This window comes from Pseudonocardia sp. HH130629-09 (assembly GCF_001294645.1).
In the GTDB taxonomy this organism is placed as follows: Bacteria; Actinomycetota; Actinomycetes; order Mycobacteriales; family Pseudonocardiaceae; genus Pseudonocardia.
Window position 1 is genome coordinate 574,256 of record NZ_CP011868.1, and the last position, 15,559, is coordinate 589,814.

Below are 15,559 nucleotides of genomic sequence, written 5' to 3' on the forward strand. Positions count from 1 at the left end.
ACATGTATAGGTTGCGGGGGGGGAAGTGGACAAACGGCCCGCCCCGAGGCGATGCTCCGGCCGTGGAGGTCCGACATCTCCGGTACTTCGTGGCCGTGGCCGAGGAGGCGAGCTTCTCCCGCGCGGCCGAGCGGCTCGGCATGGCCACCTCCCCGCTCAGCAGGCGGGTGCGGGACCTGGAGGGCGAGCTCGGTGTGCAGCTGTTCGTCCGCGACTACCACCGCGTCACGCTGACCGACGCCGGCCGGGCACTCGTCGACGAGGCACGCGGGATCGTCGAGCGCGTCGACGCCCTCCCCGGGCTGCTCCCCCCGGCGGCGTCGCGGGAGACGGTCGTCACCGTCGGGACCGCGCCCGAGGTGTCGCCGGACCTGCGCTCCCGGTTCCTCACCCTGGTCCGCGCCGAGCGCCCGGGGCTCGTCCTGCGGCAGCGGCCCGCCAGCACCGCCCCGCTCGTGCGGGCCGTGCTCAAGGGCGAGGTGGACCTGGCCTTCGTCCACGGCCGCGTCGACGACCCGCGGCTGTCGTCGGTCGTCGTGGAGTCCCAGCCGGTCCGGGTCGTCGTGGCGCAGGGGATCGGCTTCGACGGGCGGGACTCGCTGCGGCTCGCCGAGCTCGCGCACCTGCCCTACACCTCCCTGAAGGCGTCGTCGGCCCCGTTCGTCGCGCACGCGGCCGACACCCTGCTCGCCCGGCACGGTGTCGCGGGCCGGCTGCCGGTGCAGGCCGCGCACGCCGAGCTGGTGCCGATGGTCTCGGCGGGTGAGGCCTTCACGATGTGCGGTGCCCGGTTCGGGGCGACCCGCAACGTGTTCCTCCAGGAGCCGGTGCTCCTGCTCCCCTTCGAGGACGACCGCGAGCGGCTGGAGACCCACGCCGTCTGGCGCGCCGACCGGGGCGGTCTCCTGCACGGGCTCCCCGCGCTGTCGCGTCGCCTCCACGCGTGACCGGATCGGTCATCCGCAGGTCGCCGACGTGGTCGTGGACACGCTTCACCTAACGCCAATAGGCTTCGCGCACTCGCGGTGACGGGGCCGGGGGTGTGGTCCCGCTGTGGCCCCGGCCGTTCGATCGAAGGGGTGCCGTCCATGGGCAGGCTCGAGGGCAAGGTCGCTTTCATCACCGGGGCCGCGCGGGGGCAGGGGCGGGCACACGCCGTCCGGCTCGCCGAGGAGGGCGCCGCCATCGTCGCGGTGGACATCTGCGAGCAGATCCCCACCGTCTTCTACCCGATGGCGACCAAGGAGGACCTCGACGAGACCGTCGCGCTCGTCGAGGCCGCGGGCGGACGGATCGTGGCCCGGGTCGCCGACGTGCGCGACCGGGCCGCGCTGGAGGCCGCCCACGAGGCGGGCGTCCGGGAGTTCGGGCACGTCGACACCGTGCTGCCGAACGCCGGGATCATGCCGGTGATCAACGAGGGCGAGCAGCGCCAGGCCTGGTTCGACGGCATCGACACGCTGCTCACCGGGGTCTGGCAGACGGTGGAGGTCTGCCTCCCGTCGATGATCGAACGGGACCGCGGCGGGTCGATCCTGATCACCAGCTCCGCGGCGGGCCTGTCCAGCATCGGGCTGAACACCCTGCCCGGGCAGGCGGCCTACTCCGCGGCCAAGCACGGCGTCGTCGGCCTGATGCGGCTCTACGCCTCGCAGCTCGCGAAGCACTCCATCCGGGTTAACACCGTGCACCCCACGGGCGTGGACACGCCGATGGTCGCCAACGCGGCCTACGGCGAGTTCGTCGAGCGGTTCCCCGAGATCGCGGGCAGCCCGAACTACCAGAACCCGATGCCGGTCCCGCTCATCGAGCCCGTCGACGTCAGCAACGCGCTGGTCTACCTGGCCTCCGACGAGGCCCGCTACGTCACCGGCGTGACCTTCCCGGTCGACGCCGGCTACCTCAACCGCTGAAAGGAAGACGTCGTGAACGTCCGTGACGAACTGCTGATCGACGGCGAGTGGCGCAAGCCGGCGTCGTCGGTACGGATCCCCGTCGTGTCGCCCTCCACCGACGAGGTGATCGGCGAGGCCCCCGACGCCAACGCCGACGACGTCGACGCCGCCGTGCGCGCGGCCCGCCGCTCGTTCGACGAGGGCGTGTGGCGGCTGCGGCCGGTCGCCGAGCGGGCCGAGGTGCTCGAGCGCGCGCTCGGCCTGATCGAGCCGAAGCTCGACGAGATCGGCAGGCTGGTGACCGCGGAGATGGGGCTCCCCACCGCCTTCGCCGGGATGCAGATCCCCGGCGCACTGGCCGTCGGGAAGTACTTCCTCGACGTGGCACGCGACAGCCCGCTCTCCGAGGTCCGGCAGACCATGTACGGGCCGGCGGCCGTCGTGAAGGAACCGGTCGGCGTCGTCGCCTCGATCGCGCCGTGGAACGGCCCGTTCAACATGGCCGTCTCGAAGATCTGGCCGGCGCTGGTCAGCGGGTGCAGCGTGGTCTACAAGCCCGCGCCCGAGACCCCGCTCGACGCGTACTACATCGCCGAGGCGCTGGTCGAGGCCGGTGTCCCGGCCGGGGTGTTCAACTACGTCACCGGCGACCGCGACGCCGGGCGTGCCCTCGTCGCACACCCGGGTGTGGACAAGGTCAGCTTCACCGGGTCAACGGCGGCCGGTCGCCAGATCGGGCAAGAGTGCGGCGGGAGCTTCAAGCGCCTGCAGCTGGAGCTCGGCGGGAAGTCCGCGGCGATCGTGCTCGACGACGCCGACCTCACCACGACCATGACCGGCCTCGCGACCGGCTCGTTCTTCAACACCGGCCAGGTCTGCGCCGCCTACAGCCGGGTGCTGGTGCCGAGCGGCCGCTACGACGAGGTCGTCGGCGCCCTCGTGGCCACCGCCGAGTCGTTCGTGGTCGGCGACCCCTTCGACCCGGCAACGACCATGGGCCCGCTGGTGTCGAAGCGCCAGCAGGAGCGGGTGCTCGGCTACGTCGAGGCGGGCAAGGCCGAGGGCGCCTCGGTCGCCACCGGCGGCGGGGTGCCGGCCGGGCTGGAGAAGGGCGCCTTCATCCAGCCCACCGTCTTCACCGGCGTCGAGAACGGGATGCGGATCGCGCAGGAGGAGATCTTCGGCCCGGTCGCGTCGGTCATCCGCTACGAGACCGTCGACGAGGCGATCGCAATCGCGAACGACTCCGAGTACGGGCTGCACGGCGCCGTGTTCACCGCCGACCCGCAGCGGGCGGCCGACGTCGCCCGCCGGGTCCGGACCGGCACCTTTAGCGTCAACTCCTTCACCTACAACACCGAGGCGCCGTTCGGCGGGGTGAAGTGCTCGGGCGTCGGCCGGGACACCGGTGCGGAGGCCGTCGAGTCGTACTACGAGCTGAAGACCGTGAACCTCACCGAGGACATGACCCCGCTGTTCTCCTGACACTCCCCGGGGCGCCGGTCCGCCGGCGCCCCGGACCCGTCCGTCCCACCACGCCCTGGAGGATCCCGTGAGCGGCACCGTCGTCGACGCCCTGACCTGGTGGGTGCGCACGGTCCCGGACCATCCCGCCGTCGACCTCGACGGCGACGTCCTGACCTACGCCGACCTCGACGCCTGGGCCGACGGCGTCGCGGCGGTCCTGCGCGGGCACGGCGTGGCGCGGGGCGACCGCGTCGGGATCGTGGGCACCAACAGCCTCGAGTGGTGCGTCGCGGCGGTCGCCGCCTGGAAGACCGGGGCCGTGGTCTGCGGGTTCAACCAGCGCTTCCTCGCCGCCGAGCTCGGGGCACTGGTGTCGCTCTGCGAGCCCGCTGTCGTGTTCGGCGACGCCGCCCACCTGCCGCTGCTGGAGGAGGTGCGGCGCTCCGGGCCGGAGTTCACCGTCCTCGGGCTCGACGACGCCGTCACGGGCGCCCGCGGCGGCGGGCACCAGCCGGCCCCGGCGTTCGGGGCCGAGCCCGACGACCCGACCTCGATCGTCTTCACCAGCGGCACGACGGGCACGCCGAAGGGCGTCGTCTTCACCCACCGCACGATCGCCGGGATCATGCACGAGTGGTCCCTGGGCGAGCAGGTCGGGCCCAACGACCTGCGCGTCCTGCTCGTCCTGCCGATGTTCACCGCGGCGGGCGTCGTGTGGGGGCTCTCCCGGAGCCTCGTGCAGGGCGGGACGATGTACCTGCAGCCGGGCTTCGACCCGCCCCGGGCGCTGGAGGTGCTGCAGGAAGCCCGGATCACCACCTTCACCGGCCCGCCGATCCTCTTCGAGCAGATCTCGCGGGTGCCCGGGTTCGAGCGGGCACGGCTGGACCACCTCACGACCGCGTGGGTCGGCGGTGCCAGGGTCCCGGTGCCGCTGCTCGAGAAGTGGCGCCCGCGCGGGGTCGCGCTCCGCCAGCTCTACGGGCAGACCGAGATCGGCGGCACCGCCACCGCGATGTCGGCGGAGGGAGCGCTGCGGCATCCCGACAAGTGCGGCTGGGGCGGGCCCTTCACCCGCATCCGGGTCGTCGATCCGGACGGCCGGGACTGCGCGGTGGGCGAGGTCGGGGAGATCGTCATGCGCGGGCCCGGCATGTTCCCCGGCTACTGGCGCAACGAGGAGGCGACGAAGCAGGCGCTGCGGGGCGGCTGGCTGCACACCGGCGACCTCGGGACGCTCGACGCCGAGGGCCTGCTCACCTACGTCGACCGGATGGGCGAGATGATCAACTCCGGCGGCCTGAAGATCTCGCCGGCCGAGCTGGAGACGGTGATCGCCCAGGTCCCCGGGGTGATCGAGGTGGCCGTCGTCCCGGTGCCCGACGCGAAGTTCGGCGAGACGTCGGCCGCCGTCGTCCACGTCGACGGGGACCTGGCCCCGGCCGACCTGGTCGCGTTCTGCAACGAGCGCCTCGCCGACTACAAGGTGCCCCGCTACGTGATCACCCACGACGGGCCGCTGCCGCGGATGGCGAGCGGGAAGATCGCCAAGCGCGACCTGCGTGCGGTCTACGCCGACGCGCCCGAGCGCTTCCCGAAGGTCCGCTGAGGGCTCACGACCCGGTGCCGTGCTCGTGGGCGGACAGCCACGCCCGGTGCTCGGGCGATGGGGAGGCACGCTCCCGGACGGCGAGGTGCCCGCTGCCCAGCCGCCCGCCGCAGCGCCAGGTCCCGTAGGTCTCGGTGGCGAAGTGCCCACCGTCGTGGGTGGACACCCCCGAGAGGTCGGTCTCGCCGGTGAACTCGTAGCCGTGCCCGGAGTCGGTCCACACCTGCAGCCGGGCGGAGAGCGGGGTGTGCCCGTCCTCCGCGATCGTCATCCGGTCGGCCACCCGGACGACGCCGTGCCGCACGCCGCCGTCGACGACGTAGCCGTAGTCCCCGCGGCCGCGCCGGTCGCTGGTCATGGCGTAGACGACGGCGAACAGGTCCTCCCGAAGGTCAGGTGCCCCCAGCGGTAGGTCGCGGCGAGGTCGCCGTAGTCGCGCGGGCCCCAGGAGTGGTCGTGGAAGGCGAACGCGGTGGCGGTGCCGCCGTCCGGGAACGTCGCGGCGACCCGCCCGAAGACCTCGTAGTGACCGGTCCCGGGGGAGCGGTAGTCCGAGATGGTGTTCCCGCGGGGCGCCAGCGGCTCGGTGAACCCGGTGAAGGCCAGCTCCACCTGCGGCAGGCGGGTCGTGTACTCGCGCAGCGGGACCGTGGTGCTCACGTCCAGCGGGCCGGCCCGGAACTCCGCGGGGTCGTAATCGTCCATCGGGACGTTGAGCGACTGGTAGCGCTCCAGCACCTCGCCGCCGCGGGCGACCCAGCTCTGCACACATGCGCGCCCGCGTGCGGGCTGGAAGTCGACGTGGTGGTAGCTGCCGGAGCGGGTGAGCGGGTCGTACCAGGAGGTAAGCCAGGACTCCTGCCAGCCCGGCACGTCACCGTCGGGGTGGTGCCGGTGGTGGTCCTCGGGGGTGTAGCTCACGCGGGGTCCTCCAGACGCGCGTCGATCCGGTCCAGCAGCCTGCGGACGCTGCGGGGGTCGTCGTCGCCGGGGACCGGCAGCCCGGCGCGGGCGCGGTCGGCGAACGCCCCGGCCCGCAGCAGCGCGAGCTGGAACAGGGCGAACACCTCGTGCCAGCGCAGGTCCACGACCGGCAGGCCGGTGCCTGCCCGCCAGCGGTCGAGCGTCTCGTCGCGCGTCCCGAGCCCGGGCAGGCGGTCGACGCCGGCGTCGGTGCTGTGGTTGCGGTCGAACATCAGCCACCAGGCGAGGTCGACCGTCGGGCCGCTGAGCGAGACCATCTCCCAGTCCAGCACCGCGGTGCACCGGGTCCCGGCGAACAGCATGTTGCCCAGCCGGGCGTCGCCCCAGGACAGGCCGGCGGGCGCGTCGGCCGGGACGTGCGCGCGCACCCAGTCGCGGACGCCCGCCAGCGGCCCGAGCGGCGCCCGCTCACCGACCCACTCCGCCATCCGCTCCCAGTACCGCACCAGCGGCTCCGGCCCCGGCTCCAGGAAGTCCACGGTGGACACGTCGGCCCGGTGCAGCCGGCACATCTGGTCGAGCGCGTCCTGCCAGAGCGCGCGCCGCGCGTCCGCGGTCAGGTCGTGCAGCGGACCCGCGGTGTTGTAGTTCGGGTAGTCGGGCGGGACGAACCCGGCCACCCGCTCGGTCACCAGGAACGGGGCACCGAGGACCTCGCCGGTGGGGTCGACGCCGTACACGGCGGGCACCGGCACCGCGGTGTGCGCGGCGACCCACCGCAGCGCCGCCGCCTGCCGCTCCAGGTCGGGATCGAGGTAGGCGGCCGCCTCCGGGACCGTCAGCCGCACGACGATCCCGCGGGTGCCCCGGGTGGTGCGGCACTCGGCCAGGACCGTCTCGTTCGCGGTGCCCGCGCCCTCGGCCGGGCGGGCCCGCTCGACGGCCAGGACGCCGTCGAGGGCACCGTGCGACCGCAGCCAGCCACCCAGCCGCCGTTGCAGGTCGTCGAGGTCGCGGCCGGTGCGGCGGAGCAGGTCGACGGCCACGTCAGCCGGTCCGTTCCGCGACCCGCCGCAGGCCGGCGAGCGACCGGCCGATGTTGTCGCGCTGGAACTCCGCGAACGTGTGGCCGCCGGTCACGATCCGGTCCACGACGGCGGCGACGACGTCCGGCCAGGGGCGCTCGTCGGTCCACGTGAGACGGACCCGGGTGGCGGTGCCGTCCGGTTCGAGCTGGTACCGCCAGGCCGCGTTGCGGATCCGGAGCGACGGGGACCGCAGACCCCAGTCGTGGGCCGAGAACCCGAAGCGGCGCCCGGGCTCGACCTCGGTGACGACGCAGCGCGTGGTCCACCGCAGCGGCCCGCGGCGGTTGCTGCCGACGAAGGCGTCGCCGACCGCCGGGGTGGAGCCGGCCGGGAGCGTGGCCCCCGTGTTCTCCGGGCTCCACTCCGGGTAGCGGGCCGGGTCGGCGACGAGCCGCCAGAGCGCCTCGGGGGAGGCCTCGACGTGGATCTCGTCGCTGATCGTGCGTGACCGCGGCATGGCCGGTCTCCTCGCGTCGTCGCCGGGGAACGACCGCAGTGTACGAGACAAACGACGAAGTCCGTCATCTGTCCGGGGACGGTCGCCCCGGGACACCGGATCGCTGCGCCGGTCGCGCGGGGGACAGGCCCGCGGGCGGGATCAGGAGGAGTGGACCACCACGCTGCGCAGGGTGCTGCCGTCGTACATCGCGGCGTACCCCTCGTTGATCTCGTCGAGGGTGAAGGTGCGGGTGACGAGCTCGTCGAGCTTGAGTGCGCCCGCGCGGTAGAGGTCGAGCAGCGCCGGGACGGCCTGCGCCGGTGACCAGGAGCCGTAGAGGCAGCCCTGGATGCGCTTCTGGTACATGGGCAGCTGGGCGAGGTCGAGCGGGACCGCGCCGGCGTCGCGGCCGGGAACCGCGGTGGCGACCACGGTGCCGTCCTTCCGCACGGCGTCGAAGGCCTGGGCGATGTAGGTGCCCTTGAGCGTGCTGGTGGTCACGACCGCGACGTCCGCGCCCTGCCCGTTGGTCAGCGAGCGGGCGAGCTCGGTGGCCTCCTCCATCGACCCCAGCGCGTCGGTCGCGCCGAAGGACAGTGCGCTCGCGCGCCGGTTCGGCAGGGGATCGACGGCGACCACGCGGACGGCACCGGCGTGCGCGGCACCCTGCACGGCGTTGATCCCGAGCCCTCCGGTCCCCATGACGATCACGACGTCGCCGGGCCGGACACCACCCGCGTTGACGGCGGAGCCCCAGCCGGTCGGTACCCCGCAGCCGACCAGGGCCGCGGTGGTCAGCGGGATGTCCGTGCCGATGGGGATGCAGCAGTGCTCGGGTACGACACCGAACTCGGAGAACGTGCCCACGAAGGACGCCTGCGCCACGTCGCGGCCCTGGTGGTGCATCCGGAAGGTGCCGTCGAGCATGGCGCCGCGCCCGATCAGGGCCCCCAGGTCACAGAGGTTCTGCATCCCGCTCGCGCACCAGCGGCAGCGACCGCAGCCCGGCAGGAACGAGGTGACCACGTGGTCACCGACCTTCAGGGTGGTCACCCCCGGGCCGACGGCCTCGACGACGCCCGCCCCCTCGTGCCCGCCGCAGTAGGGCAGCACCTGGGTGGCGCTGTCCCCGGTCGCGTGGTGCTCGTCGGAGTGGCAGAGCCCGGACGCCGCGTAGCCCAGCAGGACCTCGTTCGCACGGGGCCCGTCGATGTCCACCTCGTGGACCTCCCACTTGCCGGGGACCTCCATCAGCAGTGCGGCCCTGCTCTTCATCGCGACTCCTCGCGGACTCGGTGGTGGGTGTGGAGGACGTCGGGGTACAGATCGCGGACCCGGCGGCGGGCGATCTTCCCGCTGGCCATGCGGGGCAGCGGTTCTGCCCGGTGGATCACGTAGCGGGGCACCTTGTAGCCCGCCAGCCTGTTCCGGCAGTGGGCGACGACGGCGGCGGCGTCGGGGACCGCGTCGCCGTGGACGACGGCGGCCGGGGTCTCGCCGAACCGGTCGTCGTCGACCGGGATCACGCAGACCTCGTCGACCCCCGGCAGTCCGGCGATCACGTTCTCGATCTCGGAGGGGGCGATGTTGTAGCCCCCGGAGATGATGAGGTCCTTCGTCCGGTCGACCATGCGGATCAGTCCGGACCCGTCGGCCACCCCGAGATCGCCGGTCCGGAACCAGCCGTCGCGCCATGCGGCCGCGGTGGCCTCGGGCTTGCGCCAGTAGCCGGGGGTGATGGAGGGGCCGCGGGCGACGATCTCGCCCTCCTCACCGGGCCTGCAGTCGCTGCCGTCCTCGCGTACGACACGGTGCGGGGTGAACACCGAACCCCGCCCGATCGCCTCCGGATGGGCGACCGCCTCCTCCACCGGGTTCATCGACGACAGCCCGTGCAGCTCGGTCATCCCGTAGGACTGCCGGAGCACGACACCCTTCTCCAGCCACAGCCGGAGGTTGTCGGGGGAGACCCGGGCACCGGCCACGGTGGCGAGCCGGACGCAGGACAGGTCGGCGTCGGCGAACTCCGGGACCGCCGACATCTGCTCGAACAGCAGCGGGACCCCGCAGTCGACCTCGACGCGCTGCTCGGCGATCCGCCGCAGCATCGCCACGGCGTCGAACCCGCGCTCGTAGAAGAGGGTCATGCCGCGGGTGAGCGGGTGCAGCACGTGCCAGGGCAGTCCCGGCATGCCCGACATGGAGAGGACGTAGATGATCCGCCCGCCGGGGCGCATCACCGGCTCGGTCACGGCGAACTCGGTCACGAAGCTGACGAACCCGCGGTGGGTGATCGTGACGTCCTTCGGCTCCGAGGTGGTCCCGGAGGTGTAGACGATGACGGCGACGTCGTCGGGTGACACCGCAGGCGGGGGCAACGGGTCGGTGGGCGGGGAGTCCGGCGCAGGGCGCTGCTCCGCGAACGACTCCATCGACAGCAGCCGGATCGGCGCGTCACCGATCGCCTCGCTCATCGCCGGGCGGACGGTCGCGTCGGCGACGACGGCGACGGGTTCGGCGTCGCCGAGCTGGTAACGGAGCTCGGCCGCGGTGAAGCGGTTGTTGAACGGAACCGCGACGGCGCCGAGTTTGAGCGCGCCGATGGCGGAGACGATCCACTCGAGCTGGTTGGCGCCGCCGAATCCGACGCGATCCCCGGCGCGTACGCCGGTGCCGGCGAGCCGGCGGGCGGCGTCGTCGGTCCAGCGGTCGAGGACCGCGTAGCCGACCTCGTCGGTGCCGTCGAAGACGACGGCCGGTCTGTTCGGGGTGGTGCGCGCCCACCATCGGACGCCGTCGGTGATCATTCGATTCTCCCGGTGGTGGTCAGGAGAGCGCGGAGCCGTCCGCGCACGTGCGGGAGGGACGACCGGCGTCCGCACTCCTGTGTGCGGTGACGACCTACAGAGCGGAGCGCGTTCCGGATCGGAACGCGGGCGAATGATTCTTACCTTATGGCGGTAGGTAGTACTGGTCAAGACATGTGTGTGTTCCGGTTCACCCGGCGTTGTCGATACCGCGCAGGAACGTGCGGATCGACTCCGCCCACAGTGCCTCCGGCGCCAGCCGGTTGGCGGCCACGGCCCGCGCCATCGCAGGCTCTTCCAGGGGGTCGACGTGCGGGAACGTCTCCCTGCGGGTCCCCGGTCGTTTCATCGCCTCGGTCAGGGCCGCGCCCAGCGTGAAGCGGTCCAGCGCGTCGAGGACCAGGACCTGCAGGTGCGTGGGGACTCCGGCGTCCGCCAGCAGTCGTGCCGACACCTCGTAGACCGGTGCGAGCACCTCGCGCGGCATGAACTCCAGCAGTACGGGCGCCGCGTTGGCGTGCCGGAGCACGGTTCGCCGAAAGTTGAGGCTCTGGGTGACGAGGTACTCGATCCAGTGCCCGGCGTCGCGCTCGCGCGGACGCGGGGTCTCCATCACGATCGCCCGTGCGACCTCCTCCAGGATCGAGGCCTTGTCCGGGAAGTGGTAGTAGAGCGACGGCGCCTGCACCTCCATGTCCCGGGCCAGCCGCTTCAGGCTGAACGCCTCCAGGCCCTCCGCGTCGATGATCGCCAGGGCGGCGGAGACGATGGACGCGGGACTCAGCAACGGCTGGGCGGGACGCGGCATGGCAGGAGTATGGCGCACCGTTCTGGATCGAACCGCGAGACATACCTATTGTCGTAAGGTGAAGCGGCCCGTCGCGGCCGCACGCCGGTCGTCGACGAGGGAGTCCTCATGGGTGTGCTGGACGGGCGGATCGCCCTGGTGACCGGCGGGTCGTCCGGGATCGGGCTCGCCTCGGCGGTAGCGCTGGCGGCCGCGGGCGCCGACGTCGGCATCGCCGACCTGGACGCGGACGGTGGTGAGGCGGCAGTGGCCCGGATCAGGGCCCACGGGCGCCGCGCGGTGTTCCAGCAGGTCGACGCGACGGACGAGACGCAGGTCGCGGGCGTCGTCGGCCAGGTGGTGGCCGAGCTGGGCGGACTCGACCTGGCGGTGAACAACGTCGGCGACGGGGAGCTCGGGCGCACCGTGACGACGACGTCGCTGGAGAGCTGGAACGCGATCATCGGCCGGTCCCTGACCTCGACCTGGCTCGCCATGAAGTACGAGATCCCGGCGATGGCGCAGCGCGGTGGCGGGGCGATCGTGAACATGTCGTCCAGTGCCGGGGTCAGTCCTCAGACCACGGCCTCGCCCGCCTACGCCGCGGCCAAGGCCGGCGTCGTGCACCTGACCCGCTACACCGCGCGGCAGTACGCGGACCAGGGGATCCGGGTCAACGCGGTGGCTCCGGGGCTGACGCTGACGCCACGGGTCGAGCAGTGGTTCGCGCCCGACGCGATCGCGGGCGAGGTCGCCGACAGTCAGTTCGTGCACCGCGCCGCGGCGCCGGAGGAGGTCGCTGCGGCGGTGGTCTACCTGTGCTCGCCGGCGGCCGCGATGGTCACCGGGCACACCCTGCCGGTCTCCGGCGGGGTCCGGTGACCGGCGGTTGACAGATATTAAACTATACCCGTAAGGTAAAAATCATCGCCCGGTTGGCGCATCTGTGCCAATGAGCCTTTTTCAACCTGCCGTTCCGGCAGCTCAGGGGCCTGGTTGTGTGGGTGCAGACGCCGAGCTAGCGAGCCGGTGACCTGTGCAGCTGTGGTCAGAGCAGTTGCGCTGCAACCTTCGCGATCTCCTGACGCAGAAGCTCGCTGGTCAGGTTGAAAAAGGCTCAATGATCTGCGCGGCGAATTCTTCTCACCCGCGATTGTCCGACGAGGGGGAGTGTCTCGTGAGTCTCGAGCTCTACATCGACGGTGGGTGGATCGCGTCCGCCGCCACCGAGTGGATCGAGGTGCTCGACCCGGCGACCGGGAAGTCGCTCGCCGACGTGCCGGCCGGGGATGCCGCCGATGTCGACCGTGCCGTCCGCGCGGCTCGCCGGGCGTTCCCGGACTGGGCGGCGACCGCACCGCCGGAGCGGGCGGCGTTCGTCTCCCGCCTCGCGGACGAGCTAGCCCGGACTCTTCACGGGCTGTGCCGGTGATCTCCGACCCCAACTGAAGAAAGTGCCTCGTGACCAGGTAAGACAGCGGGTGTCGAAGCCCTGTCCGCCATGGTCGAGGAGGCACTTTCCGAGTGCAGACTACAAGCACGCGCCCACCGGTCATCGTGACCGCCGACGGCGCTGGGGTGGTGTCGCACGTCGGGTCGCGTCTGCTGGCCGATGTCGCCGACCGGACCACGTTGACCAGTGAACTCTCGACCGCGCTCGCACCGCTGCGACGAGCTCGGGCGCGTCATGATCCGGGGCGGGTGCTGGTCGATCTGGCCGTCGCGGTCGCCGACGGGGCCACGAGGATCTGCGAGATCGCGGTCCTGGCCGATCAGGGCGCGGTGTTCGGGTCGGTGGCATCGGACTCGACCTGCTGGCGACTGCTCGACAAGCTCGACGAGCGCCGGTTGTCCTCGATCGCGGCGGGGCGGGCGCGGGCCCGGGAGGTGGTCTGGGCCCAGCACGCCGACGTCGATGGTCGCGCGTTTCCCGCGGCTCGGGTCGCCGGCCGCGACCTGCGCCGGCACGGCCGGGACGTGCTGGTGATCGATCTCGACGCCACGATCGTCATCGCCCACAGCGAGAAGGAACAGGCCACGCCCACGTTCAAGAAGACGTTCGGGTATCACCCGATGCTGGCGTTCTGCGACAACACCGGCGAGTTCCTCGCCGCCCGCTTGCGCCGCGGGAACGCCGGTGCGAACACCGCCGCGGATCACATCAACGTGCTCGACGACGCGCTCGCCCAGATCCCTGACGCGTTCCGTCACGGGCACCCGATCCTGGTCCGCACCGACACCGCGGGCGCCACGAAAGCCTTCCTCGCCCACATCCGAGCGCAACAAGACACAGCGGTGAGCTGTGAGTTCTCCGTCGGCTGGGCCGTCACCGACCGCGAACGCACCGTGATCAGCCTGGTCCCGAAGACGGTGTGGGCCGAGGCGGTCGACGCTGACGGCGGGCACCGTGACGGCGCCGGGCTGGCCGAGATCACCGGCTTGCTCCCCGCCTCCGCGTTGGTCGACTACCCGGCCGGGACCCGCGTTGTCGTCCGTCGCGAACGGCCGCATCCCGGCGCGCAGCTCGATGCGTTCGAGGAGCGTGACGGCTGGCGCTACACCGCGTTCGCCACCGACACCCGCGTCGGGCAGCTCGCCTTCCTCGACGCCCGCCACCGCGCCCACGCCCGGGTCGAGGACCGGATCCGCTGCGGCAAGGACACCGGCCTCAACCACTTCCCGTCCCGGTCCTTCGCCGTCAACGCGGCGTGGTTGACCGTGGTCATGCTCGCGGTCGACCTGATCACCTGGACCCAGCGCCTGCTTCTCGACGGCGACCTGGCGAAGGTCGAGCCGAAGGCGTTGCGCTACCGGTTGTTGCACACCGCCGCGCGGATCACCCGCGGGCAACGCCGAGTCTGGGTCCGTATCCAACGGTCCTGGCCCTGGGCGGTCGATCTCGCCCGCGCGTTCGCGCGGCTGTGCGCGTTGCCTGTTCCTGCTGGTTGATCTCCGAAGCCCGACACGACGAGCGGCGGGAGCTCCCGGCAGAACGCGCAGGCCGGCCCCTTCGCCATGCCCACCCATCGAACGAACCGGACCGGATCCGCCGCCAGCCGATCACGCGGTCAATCCGCAGCTCCGTGAATCACCAGGGTTAGCGCCGGGTGTCTGTTCGCCGGCTCACACCGTGCGGGAACGGACACGTTTCGTCACTCTATGGTGACGCAGCGCGATGGTGCGTTGCTGCGACCTGGGGCGCCGCAGCGACGCCGCCTCGGCCCGGTGCTTCCGGTTCGGAAACATATCCGGCCGACGCAGGTCGGTGGACGGTCGACCGCGGTGAACCCGACCTCGGTCATGCACCTCATGATCCCCGCCGTCGCGGAGGAGGTGGGGGAACGGGGTCAGTAGGCGCCCCGGCGCGGGCGACCGCACCGGCGGTGCGGGCCAGGATGGACAGGTCGAGCATCGGGACCAGCGCTCGACGTACTCGGCGTCGAGGTGGATCGACTCGTCCCAGGTGAGGTCGCTGCGGCCGGAGATCTGCCAGAGGCCCGTGAGGCCGGGCTCGACGGCGAGGCGGCGGGCGGCGAGCGGGCAGTACGCCGCGACCTCGCGGCGCAGGGCGGGGCGCGGACCGACGAGGTGCATGGCGCCGGTGACGACGTTGAACAGCTGGGGCAGCTCGTCGAGGGAGTAGCGGCGGAGGACACAGCCGACCCGGGTGACCCGAGGGTCGGCGCACACCGTGAACAACGGGCCGGCGCCCTCGTCACGGGCGGCGAGCGGGGTGAGCCGGGCCTCGGCGTCGACGACCATCGAGCGGAACTTCAGCATCCCGAAGTCGGTGCCGTGCTTGCCGACGCGGGACTGGCGGAAGAGCACCGGGCCGCCGTCGAGCTTCACCGCGATCGCGACGGCCAGCATGACCGGGGCGAGCAGCTGGATGAGCAGCAGCGCGGCGACGGCGTTGAGGACCGTGTAGGCGCGGCCGGCGGTGCGGGCCGGGGTGGCGGTGACTGACTCGACGGTCCCGACCGCGGCATCGACGACCGCCGCGGCCCCGGTCGCCTCGGGGATGGGGTCGGGACGGAGACGCGGTGCGGTGCGGTGCGGTCGTCCGTCGGTGCGGTCATCGTGTTGTCCCCCAGGTCCGGTCCGGGTGCTCCGGCCCTGTCCTCTGGGGGTTCGCCTACGGACGATGGGGCATGAGCGACGGGCGGGGGGAGATCGACAATCTTGGCGATGGGTTCCGGTGGGATGGTCACACACTCAGCGGTCGATCATGGGCGGATCGAGGACGCGGGTAGCGGACGGTCGACGCTGACGAACCGTTCTCGCATTCGACGTTGCAGGCGGGCCTGGTCACGTCGAGCGCCCAGCGGGTGCAGCCATTCGGTGCGTCGTCGGACTCCAGTCCGGACAGCCGCAGGTCGTCCGCCCGGTCGAACCGGTCGCGGGAGTGGAGCCGCACGTGGTGCTGTGTGGCCTGCAGCGTCGGGGAGCGACGAACGGCCACGCGGCGTAGCCGGTGTCCTGATCCCGCGGCTGCGACCGCGGGATCAGCGCGGTCGCGGTGAGTGGTGAGAAGGTGCCGTGC

Annotated in this window: 15 protein-coding genes; 7 read left to right on the top strand and 8 right to left on the bottom strand. The window is 72.3% G+C overall.

What is annotated here, in order from left to right:
• Positions 1 to 62: 62 nt before the first annotated feature.
• The 4 genes from XF36_RS02710 (at position 63) to XF36_RS02725 (ending at position 4,971) form a co-directional block, all read left to right on the top strand.
• Positions 63 to 947 (top strand): LysR family transcriptional regulator, encoded by an 885-nt coding sequence (locus XF36_RS02710; protein WP_060710751.1) that lies wholly within the window; start codon positions 63 to 65, stop codon positions 945 to 947.
• A gap of 141 nt (positions 948 to 1,088) precedes the next feature.
• On the top strand, positions 1,089 to 1,913 hold the full coding sequence (locus XF36_RS02715) for a mycofactocin-coupled SDR family oxidoreductase (RefSeq protein ID WP_060710752.1): 825 nt from the start codon (positions 1,089 to 1,091) through the stop codon (positions 1,911 to 1,913).
• Between the two features lie 12 nt (positions 1,914 to 1,925).
• Positions 1,926 to 3,380 carry an aldehyde dehydrogenase gene (locus XF36_RS02720; protein WP_060710753.1) on the top strand — a complete coding sequence of 485 codons (1,455 nt, stop codon included), beginning with the start codon at positions 1,926 to 1,928 and terminating at the stop codon, positions 3,378 to 3,380.
• Positions 3,381 to 3,447: 67 nt separating this feature from the next.
• Positions 3,448 to 4,971: a class I adenylate-forming enzyme family protein gene (locus tag XF36_RS02725; protein ID WP_060710754.1), complete on the top strand. Its 1,524-nt coding sequence runs from the start codon at positions 3,448 to 3,450 to the stop codon at positions 4,969 to 4,971.
• Between the two features lie 4 nt (positions 4,972 to 4,975).
• On the opposite strand, the gene XF36_RS02730 is transcribed toward XF36_RS02725, so the two are convergent.
• From XF36_RS02730 to XF36_RS02760, 7 genes are all read right to left on the bottom strand, one after another.
• A complete protein-coding gene (locus XF36_RS02730) occupies positions 4,976 to 5,329 on the bottom strand; it encodes a DUF7064 domain-containing protein (protein ID WP_060710755.1) in 354 nt (117 codons plus the stop codon).
• Positions 5,326 to 5,892 carry a DUF7065 domain-containing protein gene (locus tag XF36_RS02735; protein ID WP_060710756.1) on the bottom strand — a complete coding sequence of 189 codons (567 nt, stop codon included), beginning with the start codon at positions 5,890 to 5,892 and terminating at the stop codon, positions 5,326 to 5,328. The genes XF36_RS02730 and XF36_RS02735 overlap by 4 nt, the downstream gene beginning before the upstream one ends.
• Positions 5,889 to 6,941, bottom strand: coding sequence for a phosphotransferase family protein (locus XF36_RS02740; RefSeq protein WP_060710757.1), 1,053 nt, complete (start codon positions 6,939 to 6,941; stop codon positions 5,889 to 5,891). The genes XF36_RS02735 and XF36_RS02740 overlap by 4 nt, the downstream gene beginning before the upstream one ends.
• 1 nt (position 6,942) lies before the next feature.
• Entirely contained in the window at positions 6,943 to 7,440 is a 498-nt protein-coding gene (locus XF36_RS02745) for an SRPBCC family protein (RefSeq protein WP_060710758.1), read from the bottom strand.
• Positions 7,441 to 7,581: 141 nt separating this feature from the next.
• Entirely contained in the window at positions 7,582 to 8,697 is a 1,116-nt protein-coding gene (locus XF36_RS02750) for an NDMA-dependent alcohol dehydrogenase (protein WP_060710759.1), read from the bottom strand.
• Positions 8,694 to 10,229, bottom strand: a complete 1,536-nt coding sequence (locus tag XF36_RS02755; protein WP_060710760.1) for a class I adenylate-forming enzyme family protein — start codon at positions 10,227 to 10,229, stop codon at positions 8,694 to 8,696. The genes XF36_RS02750 and XF36_RS02755 overlap by 4 nt, the downstream gene beginning before the upstream one ends.
• Before the next feature lie 190 nt (positions 10,230 to 10,419).
• The gene (locus XF36_RS02760) at positions 10,420 to 11,037 is read right to left on the bottom strand and encodes a TetR family transcriptional regulator (RefSeq protein WP_060710761.1); all 618 of its coding nucleotides are present in this window, start codon (positions 11,035 to 11,037) and stop codon (positions 10,420 to 10,422) included.
• A 108-nt stretch (positions 11,038 to 11,145) separates the two neighbouring features.
• Here XF36_RS02760 and XF36_RS02765 point away from each other — a divergent pair, with 108 nt between their 5' ends.
• The 3 genes from XF36_RS02765 (at position 11,146) to XF36_RS02775 (ending at position 13,965) form a co-directional block, all read left to right on the top strand.
• Positions 11,146 to 11,898, top strand: a complete 753-nt coding sequence (locus XF36_RS02765) for an SDR family NAD(P)-dependent oxidoreductase (protein WP_060710762.1) — start codon at positions 11,146 to 11,148, stop codon at positions 11,896 to 11,898.
• A gap of 295 nt (positions 11,899 to 12,193) precedes the next feature.
• Complete coding sequence (locus XF36_RS02770; protein WP_060710763.1) at positions 12,194 to 12,448, top strand: aldehyde dehydrogenase family protein; 255 nt, start codon at positions 12,194 to 12,196, stop codon at positions 12,446 to 12,448.
• A 92-nt stretch (positions 12,449 to 12,540) separates the two neighbouring features.
• Positions 12,541 to 13,965 (top strand): IS1380 family transposase, encoded by a 1,425-nt coding sequence (locus XF36_RS02775; RefSeq protein ID WP_060710764.1) that lies wholly within the window; start codon positions 12,541 to 12,543, stop codon positions 13,963 to 13,965.
• Positions 13,966 to 14,139: 174 nt separating this feature from the next.
• Here the strand turns inward: XF36_RS02775 and XF36_RS29895 are convergent, their stop codons facing one another.
• Positions 14,140 to 14,886 (bottom strand): sugar transferase, encoded by a 747-nt coding sequence (locus XF36_RS29895; RefSeq protein WP_060710765.1) that lies wholly within the window; start codon positions 14,884 to 14,886, stop codon positions 14,140 to 14,142.
• Between the last annotated feature and the right edge of the window lie 673 nt (positions 14,887 to 15,559).

Excerpts from the sequence above, each read along its gene's own strand:
- XF36_RS02715 (WP_060710752.1), top strand. The coding sequence starts at position 1,089 with ATGGGCAGGCTCGAGGGCAAGGTCGCTTTCATCACCGGGGCCGCGCGG.
- XF36_RS02730 (WP_060710755.1), bottom strand. The coding sequence starts at position 5,329 with ATGACCAGCGACCGGCGCGGCCGCGGGGACTACGGCTACGTCGTCGAC.
- XF36_RS02745 (WP_060710758.1), bottom strand. The coding sequence starts at position 7,440 with ATGCCGCGGTCACGCACGATCAGCGACGAGATCCACGTCGAGGCCTCC.
- XF36_RS02750 (WP_060710759.1), bottom strand. The coding sequence starts at position 8,697 with ATGAAGAGCAGGGCCGCACTGCTGATGGAGGTCCCCGGCAAGTGGGAG.
- XF36_RS02755 (WP_060710760.1), bottom strand. The coding sequence starts at position 10,229 with ATGATCACCGACGGCGTCCGATGGTGGGCGCGCACCACCCCGAACAGA.
- XF36_RS02760 (WP_060710761.1), bottom strand. The coding sequence starts at position 11,037 with ATGCCGCGTCCCGCCCAGCCGTTGCTGAGTCCCGCGTCCATCGTCTCC.
- XF36_RS02765 (WP_060710762.1), top strand. The coding sequence starts at position 11,146 with ATGGGTGTGCTGGACGGGCGGATCGCCCTGGTGACCGGCGGGTCGTCC.
- XF36_RS29895 (WP_060710765.1), bottom strand. The coding sequence starts at position 14,886 with ATGCTGGCCGTCGCGATCGCGGTGAAGCTCGACGGCGGCCCGGTGCTC.